This window comes from Bacillus sp. TH22, assembly GCF_016651015.1.
GTDB classification, from domain to species: domain Bacteria; phylum Bacillota; class Bacilli; order Bacillales; family Bacillaceae_G; genus Bacillus_A; species Bacillus_A mycoides.
Genome location: NZ_JAEKER010000001.1, coordinates 1,365,810 through 1,381,215 on the forward strand (window position 1 = coordinate 1,365,810; position 15,406 = coordinate 1,381,215).

15 protein-coding genes are annotated in these 15,406 nt (G+C 34.5%); 5 read left to right on the forward strand and 10 right to left on the reverse strand.

Going from position 1 to position 15,406, the window contains the following annotated elements:
* Nucleotides 1-50: 50 nt before the first annotated feature.
* A complete protein-coding gene (locus tag JFU18_RS06795) occupies nucleotides 51-815 on the reverse strand; it encodes a DUF2087 domain-containing protein (protein WP_002189118.1) in 765 nt (254 codons plus the stop codon).
* Between the two features lie 343 nt (nucleotides 816-1,158).
* Complete coding sequence (locus JFU18_RS06800) at nucleotides 1,159-1,350, reverse strand: hypothetical protein (protein WP_137058674.1); 192 nt, start codon at nucleotides 1,348-1,350, stop codon at nucleotides 1,159-1,161.
* A gap of 132 nt (nucleotides 1,351-1,482) precedes the next feature.
* On the opposite strand from JFU18_RS06800, the gene JFU18_RS06805 reads away from it, so the two are divergent.
* Nucleotides 1,483-1,905 carry a PH domain-containing protein gene (locus tag JFU18_RS06805; RefSeq protein WP_137058673.1) on the forward strand — a complete coding sequence of 141 codons (423 nt, stop codon included), beginning with the start codon at nucleotides 1,483-1,485 and terminating at the stop codon, nucleotides 1,903-1,905.
* Nucleotides 1,906-2,002: 97 nt separating this feature from the next.
* On the opposite strand, the gene fumC is transcribed toward JFU18_RS06805, so the two are convergent.
* From fumC to JFU18_RS06820, 3 genes are all read right to left on the reverse strand, one after another.
* A complete protein-coding gene (gene fumC / locus JFU18_RS06810) occupies nucleotides 2,003-3,391 on the reverse strand; it encodes a class II fumarate hydratase (protein WP_201033600.1) in 1,389 nt (462 codons plus the stop codon).
* A gap of 125 nt (nucleotides 3,392-3,516) precedes the next feature.
* Nucleotides 3,517-4,920 (reverse strand): Na+/H+ antiporter NhaC, encoded by a 1,404-nt coding sequence (gene nhaC, locus JFU18_RS06815; RefSeq protein WP_085310304.1) that lies wholly within the window; start codon nucleotides 4,918-4,920, stop codon nucleotides 3,517-3,519.
* A gap of 395 nt (nucleotides 4,921-5,315) precedes the next feature.
* Entirely contained in the window at nucleotides 5,316-5,975 is a 660-nt protein-coding gene (locus JFU18_RS06820; RefSeq protein ID WP_002030981.1) for a class I SAM-dependent methyltransferase, read from the reverse strand.
* A 369-nt stretch (nucleotides 5,976-6,344) separates the two neighbouring features.
* Here JFU18_RS06820 and JFU18_RS06825 point away from each other — a divergent pair, with 369 nt between their 5' ends.
* Together JFU18_RS06825 and JFU18_RS06830 are read left to right on the forward strand one after the other, a co-directional pair.
* The gene (locus JFU18_RS06825; RefSeq protein ID WP_201033599.1) at nucleotides 6,345-7,310 is read left to right on the forward strand and encodes a DMT family transporter; all 966 of its coding nucleotides are present in this window, start codon (nucleotides 6,345-6,347) and stop codon (nucleotides 7,308-7,310) included.
* Between the two features lie 16 nt (nucleotides 7,311-7,326).
* Complete coding sequence (locus tag JFU18_RS06830) at nucleotides 7,327-7,998, forward strand: GntR family transcriptional regulator (RefSeq protein ID WP_016092892.1); 672 nt, start codon at nucleotides 7,327-7,329, stop codon at nucleotides 7,996-7,998.
* Nucleotides 7,999-8,047: 49 nt separating this feature from the next.
* On the opposite strand, the gene fbpA is transcribed toward JFU18_RS06830, so the two are convergent.
* Both fbpA and JFU18_RS06840 read right to left on the reverse strand, forming a co-directional pair.
* Nucleotides 8,048-8,218, reverse strand: coding sequence for a Fur-regulated basic protein FbpA (fbpA, locus tag JFU18_RS06835; RefSeq protein WP_002012091.1), 171 nt, complete (start codon nucleotides 8,216-8,218; stop codon nucleotides 8,048-8,050).
* Nucleotides 8,219-8,411: 193 nt separating this feature from the next.
* Complete coding sequence (locus JFU18_RS06840; protein WP_201033598.1) at nucleotides 8,412-9,311, reverse strand: cation diffusion facilitator family transporter; 900 nt, start codon at nucleotides 9,309-9,311, stop codon at nucleotides 8,412-8,414.
* Between the two features lie 268 nt (nucleotides 9,312-9,579).
* On the opposite strand from JFU18_RS06840, the gene JFU18_RS06845 reads away from it, so the two are divergent.
* Entirely contained in the window at nucleotides 9,580-10,653 is a 1,074-nt protein-coding gene (locus JFU18_RS06845) for a beta propeller repeat protein (RefSeq protein ID WP_201033597.1), read from the forward strand.
* Between the two features lie 40 nt (nucleotides 10,654-10,693).
* On the opposite strand, the gene JFU18_RS06850 is transcribed toward JFU18_RS06845, so the two are convergent.
* The gene (locus JFU18_RS06850; protein WP_201033596.1) at nucleotides 10,694-11,791 is read right to left on the reverse strand and encodes a DUF4179 domain-containing protein; all 1,098 of its coding nucleotides are present in this window, start codon (nucleotides 11,789-11,791) and stop codon (nucleotides 10,694-10,696) included.
* On the reverse strand, nucleotides 11,788-12,354 hold the full coding sequence (locus tag JFU18_RS06855; RefSeq protein ID WP_085310294.1) for a sigma-70 family RNA polymerase sigma factor: 567 nt from the start codon (nucleotides 12,352-12,354) through the stop codon (nucleotides 11,788-11,790). Before JFU18_RS06855 ends, JFU18_RS06850 begins: the two co-directional genes overlap by 4 nt.
* Nucleotides 12,355-12,622: 268 nt before the next feature.
* On the opposite strand from JFU18_RS06855, the gene asnB reads away from it, so the two are divergent.
* Nucleotides 12,623-14,446 carry an asparagine synthase (glutamine-hydrolyzing) gene (gene asnB / locus JFU18_RS06860; RefSeq protein ID WP_201033595.1) on the forward strand — a complete coding sequence of 608 codons (1,824 nt, stop codon included), beginning with the start codon at nucleotides 12,623-12,625 and terminating at the stop codon, nucleotides 14,444-14,446.
* 46 nt (nucleotides 14,447-14,492) lie between these two features.
* Here asnB and JFU18_RS06865 read toward each other — a convergent pair whose 3' ends face one another.
* Nucleotides 14,493-15,320, reverse strand: a complete 828-nt coding sequence (locus JFU18_RS06865; RefSeq protein WP_002012083.1) for a PP2C family serine/threonine-protein phosphatase — start codon at nucleotides 15,318-15,320, stop codon at nucleotides 14,493-14,495.
* Nucleotides 15,321-15,406 lie beyond the last annotated feature (86 nt).

A 15,406-nucleotide genomic window follows, 5' to 3' on the forward strand; every position in this document is an offset into this window, starting at 1 on the left:
TGTATAGTTGTTTTTATTATGTGCATCTATTCATTTTCTTCTCTTCATTCTTATAACTTCACCCAATATTGGCTTCCATCAGCTGTTCTATCTAAAAAACCATATTCGATTAAATATCTTCTCAAAGTTACAAAATCCGGATATATATTTTCTAAAACTATATTTACTTCTTTTTCAGTATACTTTTTATTACTATCGAATTTCTTCACTAAATGACGTAATATAATCAATTTCCGCTTTTGCTTTTTCGGAAATTTAGAAAGCGGTCCATCCAAACCTTCTGTAAAATGCGCTGTTAAAACTTCAGCATTTTCTTCCTCTGTAATATTGTATCTATCATCCACCATCGTAGCTGTTCTATGAATCGGTACAAATTTAGTTTGAACTTTTGATTTTTCTTCTGACAATTCCATTAACGCTAAAAATACTTTCGCTTGCTTCATTTTCTCGCGCAATGTAAATCGATGATTGCGAATCGTCGATGTGCTCCCGCCATCCATTTCTTTTACAATCTCTTTATCGTTAAGTCCCATATGGAAAAACTGAACCATTTTCTTTTGCAAATCAGTTAAGCCTGTAAACTTTTTATCAAGATTTAATAAATATTCAAACATAGATGTATGCTCATTTTGAATATGCAACTGTACAAACTTCTCTGCTTCATACAAAACTTGATTTTCTTGATAAATAACTCCTTTAATAAACGTTTCTCCACAAGCTAAACAAACATACTCCTCTGCTTCCTCGTCAAATACATACCCTTTCTTCAATTCCTCTATCGACGCATCCCAAAACTTCTCTGAAATATCACTCATACTAAACATTCCTCCAAAAAGTTTATTAAAACCATAAACAAATTACGATATCGTTTATTACCACTCCATCATCTTACCATATAAAAAGCAAACAATTCAATGTTTCGTTTACCTATTTTACAAACTTTTATAAAAATATCTATTTATATGTTATAAAAAGGACTTATCCCAACAAACAGCGAATGTGTTTTTAGAAACGACTTATTATTAAAATGTGAAATATGCTGTTCAATATTTAAGTGATACAAACCTAATTCAACATGGAACCGGCATTCACACATTCCAAAACTTCAGCATTCAATTTTAACTACAAAAAAGGTGTTTCCATATACGAAAACACCTTTTACCTTTTATATATTTTATAAACAACCTCTACTAAAACTTTACTTGCTTTTACAAATACATGTTTTCGATTTCCATCCTCAACGAATCTATTTGAGCAGCCACTCATAATCAGCATACAACTAATTATGACTAGCACTACACTTCTATTCTTGTTAGTCACTTTATGCCACTCCACTACTAAAAACTTCATTTAAATTTATCCTATCAAAAAATTTTACACGAATAATAAACCGAAAGAATATGCAATTCTGCATATTCTTTCGGTTTATTACGATGTTATGATTTAATTTAGTTAATGAACACGTATAACGAGGTGACTAACTTGAAGTTTAAAGCGAAAAAAAATCCATTTCACGTCATTTTCATTACATTATTTATAATTTTTTTTTTCATTTCGCTATTCTTCCAAAATGAAAATTCTATTTTTTTCACTCTTATGATGCTGTTAAATATCGTGAATCTCTCTTCATTCTATTTCTCTCACTACAACATAACGGAATCTTCTCTTATTGTAAAACACGGTTTCATATTACGTACTGAAATTCCATTTGAAAATATCCGTCACATTAAATACTCTGGCAAAACACTCCGTTCAGAAAAATGGACTAGGCAGCAATTAGAAATTGATTATAATTTATTTGACTCAGTGACAACTTTCGTACCACAAGAAGAAGAAAAATTCATTTTACTCTTAAAAGAGAACTGCCCACATATGAAAGTAATGAATACGTCTGCTAACAAATAATATCTTTTGAAGCTTGCAATAGTACAAGTGGAGGAAGCATAAAAATGAATATACAAAAAAAGCCAAGATTCTATACTAAGAACCTTGGCTTCTTCTATTATTCTTTCGGAGCAATCATTTTTTTCGGATCTACAATCTCATCAAATTGCTCTTCTGTTAGTAGTCCAGATTGCAATGCTGCTTCTTTTAAAGTTAACCCTTCTTTATGGGCATGCTTTGCAATTTTCGCGGCATTTTCATACCCGATATGTGGGTTTAGCGCTGTTACAAGCATTAATGAACGATTTACATTTTCATTAATTACTTCTTCATCTGCTTCAATACCAACTGCACATTTATCATTAAACGAAACGGTTGCATCCGCTAATAAGTGAGCAGATTGCAGGAAGTTGTAAGCAATAACTGGTTTGAATACGTTTAGCTCAAAATTACCTTGGCTCGCAGCAAATCCGATTGTTGTGTCATTCCCCATAACTTGTGCTACAACCATTGTTAATGCTTCACTTTGCGTTGGATTTACTTTACCTGGCATAATAGAGCTTCCTGGTTCATTTGCAGGGATAATAATTTCCCCAAGACCACTTCGTGGACCACTTGCAAGCCAGCGCACATCGTTAGCTATCTTCATTAAATCAGCAGCTAATGCTTTTAATGCTCCATGTGCAAATACAACTTCATCATGGCTCGTTAACGCATGGAATTTATTTGGTGCAGAAATAAATTGTTTACCTGTAAACAGACTAATTTCTTCCGCTACCATCTCACCAAATTTAGGGTGCGCATTAATTCCAGTTCCAACCGCAGTACCACCAATTGCTAATTCTTTCATATATGTATTGCTATCTGCAATCATACGCTCTGTTTTTTCAAGCATACGGTGCCATCCGCTAATTTCTTGTCCTAACGTTAAAGGTGTTGCATCTTGTAAATGCGTACGACCGATTTTAATAATATGTTCAAATGCAGTTACTTTTTCTGCTAATGTTTCTTTTAATTTCGTAATAGCTGGCAATACATGATTTTCTACCGCAATTACACACGCTACATGAAGTGCTGTTGGGAACGTATCATTTGAACTTTGAGACATGTTCACGTCATCATTCGGATGAATATGTACGTCAGATCCCTTTTCTTTCAAAATTTGATTACCGCGGTTTGCAATTACTTCATTTACATTCATATTCGATTGTGTACCACTACCGGTTTGCCATACGACAAGTGGAAAATGTTCATTCCATTTTTCTGCGATAACTTCATCAGCAGCTTCCACAATTGCTTGTGTCTTCTCTTCTGATAGCTTTCCTAATTTTTGATTACTAAGCGCTGCACTCTTCTTTAAAATCGCAAATGCTTTTACAATTTCAAGCGGCATATGCTCTGTTCCAATCGGAAAATTTTCCTTACTACGCTGCGTTTGTGCTGCCCATAATTTATCAGCTGGAACTTTCATTTCTCCTAATGTATCTCTTTCAATTCTGTACTCCATTTTTTCATCCCCTTGAAAATAAAATACCTACATCTTTTATTTTAACAGACTTTCTATCAAATGATAAGAATTCTCATTGATTCATATAAAAAAATCACCTTCTGCCACCACAGAAGGTAATTTTTTTATGATGCTTGCTTTCCTTTATCCGCATCATCTACATACCAAATGAACTTGCCTGTATATCCATAAATAACTGCTAAAATGAGTGATACGAAGCTTAGCCACATAAATGGAACGTATGATAATGTTGATACACCTAAAATACCAGCCATAAAAATACCATTATCAGACCATGGAACCATACCAGAAGTCAAAGTTCCACCTACTTCTGAGTTACGTGCTAATACGCGGCGATCTATTTTTAATTTATCATAGCTTTCTTCCATAATTTTTGGTGTTAAAATAAGTGATACGTACATCGCACAACCAAATATGTTAGCTAAAAACGCAACGATTAATGTAGACAATGTTACATTACCTGCAGAATTTAATTTCTTCTCAAATTTCGATACGATTACCTTTAGAACACCTAACTTTTCAAGTAATCCACCAAAACCTAATCCGAAAATAATAACAGCTACTGAACCAAGCATACCATTAATTCCACCACGGTTTAATAACTTATCGACAAACTCGACACCAGATTGAATTGAGAATCCGTTATATGCTGTTCCAATTGCCTCTCCAAAGTTCATTCCTTGGAAAAGTGTTGCCCAAATTGCACCAATTAAAGCTCCCATAGCAATTGTTGGCATAGATGGTTTCTTCATCGCCAATAGCATAATAACAATTACCGCTGGAACAAGCATCCATATTTTAATATCAAAGTGCTTTAATAAAGATTCTTTTAAAAACTCAACTCTATTTAAATCTACATTATCCCCGCCATACATCCATCCAGCAACAGTAAACATAATGCTGGTAATAATATAAGCTGGAACGTCTAATACGAGCATAGCTCGAACGTGAGCGATAACATCTACTTTCGCCATAGAAGCTGCAAGAACTGTGCTATCAGAAAGTGGTGATAATTTGTCTCCGAAATAAGCTCCTGAAAGGACTGCACCCGCAACAAGCGGAAGTGGTAATCCAAGCCCTTCACCTATCGCCATCATAGCAATACCTGCAGTTCCAACTGTTCCCCATGATGTTCCTGTCGCGATAGAAGTGATTGAACAAATAATTAAAGTTGCCAATAAGAATATGCTAGGGTGAATGAATTCTAATCCATAATAAATTAATGTAGGTACAACCCCACCAGCAATCCACGTTCCAATTAAAGCCCCAACTGCAACTAAAATAAGAATTGCTTCTAATCCATTAGAAATCCCTTTCGTAATTGCATCTTGCAATTCTTGATAACGAAATCCTAATCTTAATCCAAGCGCAATAACTAAAAACCATGAAATAAATAGCGCTAATTGAATTGGGAGATCAAAAATCGTTTGGAAGGAAAAGACGACAGCAAGAAATAGGCATAAAAGAATAATAATTTCTAGCATCGATGGTAATCTTACACTTTTCATTTTCTTCTCTCCTTACAAGTCGATAACATGATGTATGTAGTCTTACGTGTATGTAGTATACAATTAGCGAAGACAAAACAAAATTTTCATATTATTTCGATTTATTTTTTCAGTATAATATATTCACAACCCTTTCTATTGTAAAAGTAGATTGCGCTTTTCGCAATGAAAAATATAAAAAATGTTGTATTTTTATTTATTTAGATAAAAACACCTAATGAAATAAAACTTTAATCAATGAGGGTTTTATCCATCCCCACTAATTATTAACCCATAATAACCTTTTTAATATTTGCCTCAACAAAACTTTTTACTACCGCTTTCATCTCATATGTAATAATATATTTCCACATAAAAAAAGAGCACACATCATTTAATCGATGCATGCCCCTCTTTTATTTATACATATTTTGTATCTCTTCTTTATTTTTAAGTATTTCCGAAAACTTATCGCTACAACCTTTCGGAAATAAAACTCCGAGTCCATATGAATGCCCAAACTGAAAATGAGGGTATTTCACCTTGACCTCATCCCAAAACTTATACACACCGAAATCACCGTTTTTAACTTCAATATCATGAAATAATACAATACCGTTTTTCGCAACTTTAGGTAACCATGTTTTATAATCATGAGAAACAGCTTCATACGTATGATAGCCATCAATATGCAAAAGATTTATCGTTTCATCTTGAAACTCATCCAGAGCATCATCAAAAGTAGACCGAATTAAATTCCCTATATTCAGGTAGTTATCCCTCACCACTTTTTCTACTATTTGAAAAACCCCTTCTCCATATGGACCTGTATGCCCATCTCCAGCCCAAGTATCTACAGCAAAACATTTTGTGGCTAACCCACCATCTTTTACCCCCTGGCAAAAACTAAAAAAGGAAGCACCTAAATGCGTACCTAACTCAACTAAAGTTGCTGGTTCTTCAAATCTTACTAAATCATATGCGAAATCTAAATGCCCACTCCACGCAGATTGTGACCGAATAATAGGACTAAAATTTTCAAATTCAAACGATGGTTTATGAGTAACCCAGTTCATCACGTATCTCCTTATACACATATTTTTAACAAACCAAATTACTCTTATCTTTATTTTTTTGGCGTCGCGATTATGATTATATTTCATAAAAAGATGATCGTTCTTAATAAAATGAAAATTTAATCAGTGGGGGTTTTTCCATCCTCCACTGATTATTAGCCCTCACCACTTGGACTTTTACGAGCAGCACGACTCCCACCTAACTTCCTCGCATTCGCCGGATTTCAAGGTGGGAGTCTTACTGCCCGTTAATGCGGGATAAACAATTTTATTTTTAATTAGAAATTTCAGTTTATTGATATTCCATTCTGTGATATATTGCATATTGTATCCAATATATTTTTTTAAAAAGGAGGACTTATATATTTTATGGATTCAAATCGTTTAAAAGGAATTATTATGGTTGTAATCGGTGCTTGTTTATGGGGCTTATCCGGAACAGCTGCGCAACAACTTTTTCAATATGAAAACGTTTCTACTGAATGGTTAGTTACAATCCGTTTGCTTATATCCGGTGCTATTTTACTCATTATGTCATCATTCGGAGCGGACAAAAAAGAAATATTTGGGATTTGGAAACAAAAGTCTGATGCAAATAAGATAATTTTGTTCGGTCTTTTAGGCATGCTTGCTGTACAGTACACGTACTTCGCTTCTATTAAAGAAGGAAACGCTGCTGTTGCAACTTTGTTACAATATTTAGCCCCTATATTTATCACTGTATACTTACTTTTCAAATGGAGCGTTCGTCCATCAAAAATTGATTATATTTCAATTACCCTCTCATTAGTAGGGACTTTTCTCCTATTAACAAACGGTTCTGTTCATAACTTAGCTGTATCTACACCTGCTATCATTTGGGGCATTTTATCTGGACTATCTCTTGCATTTTATAGTTTGTATTCAAAAGAATTGTTAGAAAAGTGGTCTTCATCTGTTATCGTTGGATGGGGGATGATCATTGGGGGGATTGGCGTAACGATTTTACACTTTATTTCCACAAACGAATTCATTTTATTATCAACTATGAAATATGTAAAACTAAGTACCCTCCCGCTCATTACATTTGTCGTCATTTTCGGGACACTCATCGCATTTTATTTATACTTAGATAGCATAAGATACCTTACGCCTAAAGAAACAACATTATTTGGCTGTACAGAACCACTCGCAGCTATTATTTCTTCTGTGCTTATTTTGCACGTACCCTTTCAATCTTTTCAGTTATTAGGTGCTTTTTGTGTAATTGTAATGGTGCTCATATTAAGCCAAAAACCGGATAAAGGAAAACCAAAATTAAAGCTTGTTAATACGAAAAAGAAACATATACAATGAAAGGATTGAATTCACTATGCCTGTCCCTCAAAATTATAAAAAACCAGGAAGAGTTTCAGCAAAGTCACTCGTTTTAAATCAACTGCAAGATTGGATTATAGAAGGTGTTTTACGACCTGATGAAAAAATAAATGATGGGGAATTGGCAGAAGCACTAGGAGTAAGCAGAACACCTGTTAGAGAAGCTTTACAAATTTTAGAGCTTTCTGGATTAGTTGAAATGGTACCTGGGCAAAAAACGAAAATCGCGCCTATTAAGCTAGACGACGTATCTATCATTTATGAGACGATAGCTGGTCTTCACTCAATTATAGGAAAGCAAGCACTTCAAAAAGTTACAGACGCTGATATTAAACTACTTTCCGAGATAAATGATGCTTTTCAACAATCTATACATGAAAAAGATTCAAAAAAAGCTTTAGAACTAGATATACGATTTCACAATACAATTACTTCTATTGCTAAAAACCGATATATTGAACCTTTTCTAGAAAATATGCAACTTCACATTTTACGCCTTGAATATTTATTTTTCCAAAACTTCGTGCCTGCAAGTCAATCTATTAAAGAACATCACTCTATAATTCAAGCACTACAAAAGCAGGACGAAAAACGAATGGAACAAATGATGTCTCAAAACTGGCTCCGTCCAATGAAAGAAATACAAAAAATAATTTCTGTGAAATAATAAAGCTGGTTACGCAATGTAACCAGCTCCTTCTTTAATAATCTATATGCTATGCCTGAATATTTGCGTAATCTTCAATATGCTCGTACTCTTTTTCCAATTCCTCTAAAGACAGCTCGTATAATTGTCGGTCGCGAATCTTAAACACCCCTGCTCCAATTAACTCATCAATTAAATGTCTCTTACGATTTTCAACAGCAAAACGGAGTTGACTACTCATCTTTTAAAAAACTCCTTTCTACGATCATTGAAAATGATAATCTTTATCAATTACCACTTTTGATTATAAAAGATGATTCTTAATAAGTAAAGTAATCTTATGAAATATTTACCTTACAAAGTATTTGTAGCCACATTATATATATGTATGCCACGCGAAAAATGTTATGACATTTTTTCATACCCTTTTTCTTTCATACTTTGCAAGTTGTCTCATTATGGTTAAATTCACCTTCTATTTCAACTTGAATGGTGACATGTTCTACATGAAATTTCCCCTTTAATACATCCGTTGCTTCTTTCAATACGCTTTGCGTTTCATTACCTTCGATAATAAGATGACAAGTTAATACTTGAAAATCTGATGTTACAGACCATATATGTAAATCATGAACTTCTTTTACAATAGTAATATTTAATAATGTATTTTTCACCTCTTCAGCATCTATGTGCTGCGGTGCACCTTCCATTAATATATGAACTGTATCACGTGTTACACGCCATCCACTTATAATGACTAAAATAGACACAAGAATACTAGCAACCGCATCTGCAGCAGTCCATCCAAAAAATTTGATAAGTAACGCAGCAATAATCGCTCCAACTGAACCTAATAAATCCCCTAGTACATGTAAGAATGCACTTCTTAAATTTAAATTACCTTTCACATCTCCGCCTCTCATTAATATCCAAGCTGATACAATATTAATAAGCAGACCAAGCACAGCAATAATGAGCATTCCATTACTAACGATTTCAACTGGTTCCTTAAAACGAAGAATTGCTTCAATAAAAATATATACTGAAATGACAATAAGAACGACACCATTACATAATGCCGCTAACATTTCGACTCGCTTATACCCATATGTTTTCGCGGCCGTTTCCGTTTTTTCCCCAAGCTTGAACGCAAGTAAACTTAAAGCTAAGGATACTGCATCACTTAACATATGCCCTGCGTCAGACAATAGTGCTAAGCTATTCGTTACAAATCCGCCAATAACTTCAGCAATCATAAAGCTTGTTGTTAATAGGAAGGCAATTAATAACGCCTTTTTATTTTTTGAATGACCGTGATCATGTGAATGTCCCATACAAATACTCCTTTAAGTGCAATATCTGTATGTTAGTATGAAACACATTCCCTATCTTTATCCCCCATTAACGCCCGATAGTGAATGCTACTAATCCGTAGAAGATGAACAATACCCCACTGATTAAAGTTTCACTTTATCCCGCTTCCTCTGTATACAAACTTCGCTACTTTTCAAACAAGTCCTTTTTCTCAACTAAAAACAAGACTACTTCTTTTTTATTTTCATATTGTTTACTAATGAAAGAATTTTTAAGGGGGTTACAAAATTGAAACGACTATTTCTCTGCATGGAGCGTGAACTTGTTGTAGTAAAAGAACAATATGGTAACTATGAAACCACATATCATTTACAAAATATGCAACCTACCTGTATTGTGGTTGATCCATTCCAAACAAATCGTGTATATTGCGGGACATTTGGACGAGGTTTATGGCTAAGTGACGATGGCGGGGATTCGTGGAGACCAATTGGAGATTCATATCGTTACTTTGATTTCCCTAAAGAGGATGGTATTTTACATTCTTCGATTACTTCCATTACGATAAGCCCTAATGAACAAGTTAACGGATATGGTGTCGTTTATGTAGGTACAGAGCCTAGTGCTTTATTCCGTTCAGAAAATGGTGGTGAAACGTGGACTGAACTTAAAAATATGAAATCATTATTATCTTCTTATACGTGGGCTTTTCCGCCTAGACCTTTCACCCATCACGTTCGCTGGATTACAGTTGATCCAAACACTCCAAATACAATCCATGTTTCAATTGAAGCTGGTGCTGTTATTCAAAGTAATGATAAAGGGCATACATGGATTGATAAAAAATTCGGTGCTCCTATCGATGCTCATCAATTACTCATGCACCCTGAAGCCCCAAATCGCCTTTATGCATCATGTGGTGACGGATTTATGGGCGGACCTGATCGTGCATATCTTGAAAGTTATAACAGTGGAAACAGCTGGATCTCATGTAGTGAAGGACTTGAACATCATTATTTATACAGCATGGCTATCAATCCAGCTGATTGTGATACGATTCTCGTTTCTGCTGCACCGAGTGCTGATCTTGCTCATCACCGTATTCCTTATGAATCTTATATATATCGAAAAACGAAAGATACTCCGTTCGAGCAAGTACAGCAAGGACTACCATCTGCAATTGGTACAGTCATTTCAATGTTTGCAACAAACGAAGCAGAACCACATACGTTTTACACTTTAAATAATAATGGCGTCTTTCAATCCAATGATAGCGGCGAATCGTGGGAACAACTAAATATTCCGTGGAAAGATGAGTATAAAACGCAGCATCCGCATGCGTTACTCGTAACTAGTTTTTAACGAAAAAGAGACTGCCTAATGTTTTTAGGCAGTCTCTCTTTTATTTCTTTAAATCAATTACAATATCATCTAGAACAATATCTTTACTCTTCGCTTCTTTTTTCGGCACTTCAATTTTCTTCTCTTTTCCATTCACATACTCCACTCCACCATGATTTTCAGGTGTATGAACTCGCAAGTGCACACGAGGTGTAACGATAAGCTTTGTTGCATTTTCGTTTAACTTTTGGAATGTAGCACTCCAACTACTTTTATGTGGCTCTGCTACTGTACTACTTCCGCCATTTCCTTCACCAGCATAATGATTTCCTAAATCATCTTTTATTTCTAACTCAACATCCGCACTATCCCATATACTTCTTAATGCCTTAGATTCTTCTTGATTGAAAAAAACGATACATGACATTGGGGTTACTTCCATTTTGTCTATATTTACTTTTATTAATTCATTTTCAGAAACCCTATTAACCTTTACTTCCGTACTATCCATTGCTTTTACACTAAGCGCGAAATTCCAGTTCCCCTTTATTACATTACCTTCATAATCCAACTCAATTGCCTCTATATCCCACCAAACATTTGCAACATCTAACCTTTCACTACCATGACCACTCATCGTAGTCATACCTACATATTTTCCCTCTCCAACTTTTGAAACGTTTGAACTACCTCCTCCGCCATTAAAGCCCATAACTTGCGGACTTCCAAATAGGAACGGTTTCTCTCCTAAATCTTTTTCACTCTCAATAGAATATGTGATTGTAATTGTTCTACCATCGAACACAGCATCATTAATTGTAACTTTAACCCCATTACTCTCTCTCGTCATATTCAATTCAGTCGAAAACTCTTTATAATTTTCATATAATCCTGTTCTACCGTTATCTAAAAAGCGGAATATGTCACCTACAATTGGCAATCCTCCAGCATATGTAGGAAATCCGATACCGAGTGTTACAACTGATAATCCTACTAAAATGGATGCAGCAGCGACACCTTTTTTCCAAGTTTTCATCTTTTTCTTCGTACGTATAGATCGTTTTAAATTACGTTTCACTTTTTCTTTTTCAATTTCAGAAGTCTCAAGTTCTTTTTCATCTATATCAATGTCATTTAATAGTTCATAAATGTCTTTCATATTGCACTACCTCCAAAACTAATATTCGTAGCATTTTGTTGTAGTTTCTTTTTTCCCCGGTACACACGATTATCGATCGCCGCCCTGGTTAATCCTAACTTGTCACCGATTTCCTCTGTCTTCATACCGAGAAGATATTTCATAATGAACACCTTTTGATCTAACGGTTCTAATTGATTAATAAGCTTCAATAACTCTTCCCTATCTTCCATAAGAATTAATTCGTCTTCTGCCGATTTTTCCGTACTTATATGAAACTCATCTGAAATAATTTCTACTTTTTTAGTCGCTTTCCGGTAATAATCAATCGCCTTAAACTTTGCAATCGCCGCTATCCATTTTTTAAAGTCACTCGGCTCTCCATGAAATTTATTTGCGTTATTCCAAATGGAAAGAAATATATCGTTTACACATTCCTCTATGAGTCCATCATTTTGAACTGGAAGAAGAACTTTGTGCGTGATTCCTTTTATAAGTGGTAAATATGTATCGACAACGAATTCTAGCGCATCTTCTTTTTGCCGTTGTAATCTTTTTATAAAATTTTTCTCATTTGATTTCATGTAGCGATTCCCCTTATTTTTTTGTAAAAGCTTTTACACCCTATATAACGTCTAAAAAAATATTTTCTCTCATCTTTTTTATTTTTTGTATGTAATGGAATACTTTTCCTTAGCCATTGTCTCATATAAATATAAGCTTGAAGAAAATTTTCTCAAGTCTGTAATTCAATTAGTGTAGTACACTATTTATGCAGACACTCTTTAACCTGGTGTACATTTCATTTAATTAATCTACTTTTATAATTTTAAATTAGGAGATGAGATTTGTATGTGTGGAATTACAGGTTGGGTAGATTGGAAAAAGGATCTTTCAAATGAACATGTTATTTTAGAAAAGATGGCGAATAGTATTCAGCATCGCGGTCCTGATGCTGAAGGATTTTGGTTTTCACCTCATGCGGCTTTTGCACACCGACGTTTAATTGTTATTGACCCAGAAGGCGGGACGCAGCCAAAAACATTCCGTGCCGGTGATTATACGTATGCTCTTACTTATAATGGAGAAATTTATAATTTTCGTGAGCTGAGAGAGCAGCTTCAAAAACGTGGGCATGCATTTGAAACTCACTCAGATACAGAAGTGTTACTACATGCTTATTTAGAATGGAAAGAAGACTGCGTACAACATTTAAACGGAATTTTCGCTTTCGCCTTATGGGATGATCAGAAGCAACAATTATTTTTAGCACGCGATCATTTAGGTGTAAAACCACTTTTTTATACGGAAAGAAATGACAGTATTATTTTCGGATCTGAAATAAAAGCGTTATTAGCTCATCCATCTGTTCCTGCTGAAATTGATGCGGATGGAATAAATGAAATATTTGGATTAGGCTTATTTCGAACTCCAGGATGTGGCGTCTTTAAACATATTCAAGAAGTTCGTGCTGGACATTCTATAACATTCACACGTGATAAAAAAGTAGTTCAAAAGTATTGGAATTTAGAAAGTAAGATTCATACAGATTCTACTGAAGATACATCATCACATATTTTATCTATTTTACAAGATACAGTAAAAAGACAATTAATTGCCGATGTTCCTCTCGTTTGTATGTTATCAGGCGGATTAGATTCTAGTGGTATTACTGCACTGGCAGGTAAAGAATTTAGAAAGGAACACAAAACACTTCACACATATTCAATCGACTTTTTAAATAGCGCGAAAGATTTCGAACTGACATTTGCTCGCACTGGTTTAGACGCTCCTTGGGTAAAACGTGTTTCTGAACATGTAGGGACGTCGCATCATGACATTATTGTGAATGCTGAAGAGTTAGCAAATCACTTATTCGTTCCCCTTCACGCGAAAGATTTACCCAGTGCTGGTGAAATGGAAACTTCACTTTATTTACTATTTTGCGAAATGAAAAAAGATGCAACCGTAGCTTTATCTGGAGAATCTGCTGATGAAGTATTCGGGGGATATCCTTGGTTTCATCAAGAAGAACTATTATATGTAGATAAGTTTCCGTGGTTAACAAACTGGAAAAACACATCTTCTCTATTATTAAACGACGTAACAACTCAATGTAATCCTGAGCAGTATATTAATAAACGATTCCATGAAGCTGCTCTTGAAGTACCTACTCTTGAAGGTGAAAGTAAAAAATCCGCGAAACAACGTCAAATGTTTTATTTATTTTTAACACGATTCCTTCCGTTCTTACTCGACCGTAAAGACCGTATGAGTATGGCTGTAGGATTTGAAGTTCGTGTACCGTTTTGCGATTATAGATTAGTTGAATATTTATGGAACGTTCCTTTCAACATAAAAAGTATTGATAATATCGAAAAGGGAATTTTACGTAGAGCGCTGAAACCAGCTTTACCTGATGATGTGCGAAATAGAAGAAAAAGCGCTTACCCTACTTCACAGGATCCATACTATTTACAAACAATCCGCAATTTAACGCTTGATATGTGCAGTAATAAAAACAATCCTGTTTTCTCACTCATTAACCATTCCATATTACTTGCAATTGCTGATCAAAGTAACAAAGAGATTACCAATTTTGAAGCAAGAAGTGCTATGGAGTATATGCTACAAGTAAATGAATGGTTAAAAACGTATCATATTCATATTGCTTAACAAAAAAGAGTTCAAGGACAAAAACCCTTGAACTCTCTTTCATTTATTAATTGGCACATTGTCTATTTTCAGTATCGATGGACCATCCAATAATAGTGGCACAATCTCTACCTTTCCACTGAAGTACATTTGTTAATACAGGCTCAATCTGTAAACAAGATCCGTCGTGTAATATTTCTACTAAAGATTGATCATCATCAAACTTTAGTTTATCACACTCTAAAATACCATCCGTTGCCATTACAATGTGATTCTGACCTTTTTCTAATCCCCTTACCCCTGATGTAAAACAAGGTGTATTCGCTGCAAAAACATTTTTTCTTCCTATATACTCATAGTTCTTACGCTTATTTAGCCTACCTTTTCCATTTTTCGTTTGCTCTGAATGGAATAAATACGCGAAGCAATCACCAACTGATAGCCAATATAAGAACTCGCCTTTTCGTAAACAAATTAAACATGCAAGTTCCTCATCATCTTGGTCACATTTCTCGATAAAGAGCTCATCTGTAAATAACGCTAATAAATACATATGTGTATGATGAAAAGCTAAATGGATTGGGTATGAAAATAACTCTTTTAGTTTTTCTTCTCTTTCTGAAATCGCTTCTATTATATAATGTATATTTTTCGTTTTATGATGTGTATCAAAAATCATAACAAATTCAAATTCTAATTTCGGATCCCACCAAGCTAGCACTGCATCTCCTCTTTCATATGCATCACTCTCTTGATTTCCTCCATATACGCCGACTGAAAGAGGACCACATTTTTCAACATGTATTTGATCTACATACATCTTTTCATGACTAATCCATTTAAATGTATTCACAGCTATCATCCTCTCTCTTGCTAAATGTATACCTTTACACATAGATTACCTTATATTTCAATAAAAATAAACTTTTTCAACATTTTTAATGAAAATAAAAGGATTTTACTTCTGGATCAACGAATATA

What these genes read in the sequence shown, in the direction of transcription:
- JFU18_RS06795 (WP_002189118.1), bottom strand. Translation starts at nt 815, where the DNA reads ATGAGTGATATTTCAGAGAAGTTTTGGGATGCGTCGATAGAGGAATTG.
- JFU18_RS06800 (WP_137058674.1), bottom strand. Translation starts at nt 1,350, where the DNA reads ATGAAGTTTTTAGTAGTGGAGTGGCATAAAGTGACTAACAAGAATAGA.
- fumC (WP_201033600.1), bottom strand. Translation starts at nt 3,391, where the DNA reads ATGGAGTACAGAATTGAAAGAGATACATTAGGAGAAATGAAAGTTCCA.
- nhaC (WP_085310304.1), bottom strand. Translation starts at nt 4,920, where the DNA reads ATGAAAAGTGTAAGATTACCATCGATGCTAGAAATTATTATTCTTTTA.
- JFU18_RS06820 (WP_002030981.1), bottom strand. Translation starts at nt 5,975, where the DNA reads ATGAACTGGGTTACTCATAAACCATCGTTTGAATTTGAAAATTTTAGT.
- JFU18_RS06825 (WP_201033599.1), top strand. Translation starts at nt 6,345, where the DNA reads ATGGATTCAAATCGTTTAAAAGGAATTATTATGGTTGTAATCGGTGCT.
- JFU18_RS06830 (WP_016092892.1), top strand. Translation starts at nt 7,327, where the DNA reads ATGCCTGTCCCTCAAAATTATAAAAAACCAGGAAGAGTTTCAGCAAAG.
- fbpA (WP_002012091.1), bottom strand. Translation starts at nt 8,218, where the DNA reads ATGAGTAGTCAACTCCGTTTTGCTGTTGAAAATCGTAAGAGACATTTA.
- JFU18_RS06840 (WP_201033598.1), bottom strand. Translation starts at nt 9,311, where the DNA reads ATGGGACATTCACATGATCACGGTCATTCAAAAAATAAAAAGGCGTTA.
- JFU18_RS06850 (WP_201033596.1), bottom strand. Translation starts at nt 11,791, where the DNA reads ATGAAAGACATTTATGAACTATTAAATGACATTGATATAGATGAAAAA.
- JFU18_RS06855 (WP_085310294.1), bottom strand. Translation starts at nt 12,354, where the DNA reads ATGAAATCAAATGAGAAAAATTTTATAAAAAGATTACAACGGCAAAAA.
- asnB (WP_201033595.1), top strand. Translation starts at nt 12,623, where the DNA reads ATGTGTGGAATTACAGGTTGGGTAGATTGGAAAAAGGATCTTTCAAAT.
- JFU18_RS06865 (WP_002012083.1), bottom strand. Translation starts at nt 15,320, where the DNA reads ATGTGTAAAGGTATACATTTAGCAAGAGAGAGGATGATAGCTGTGAAT.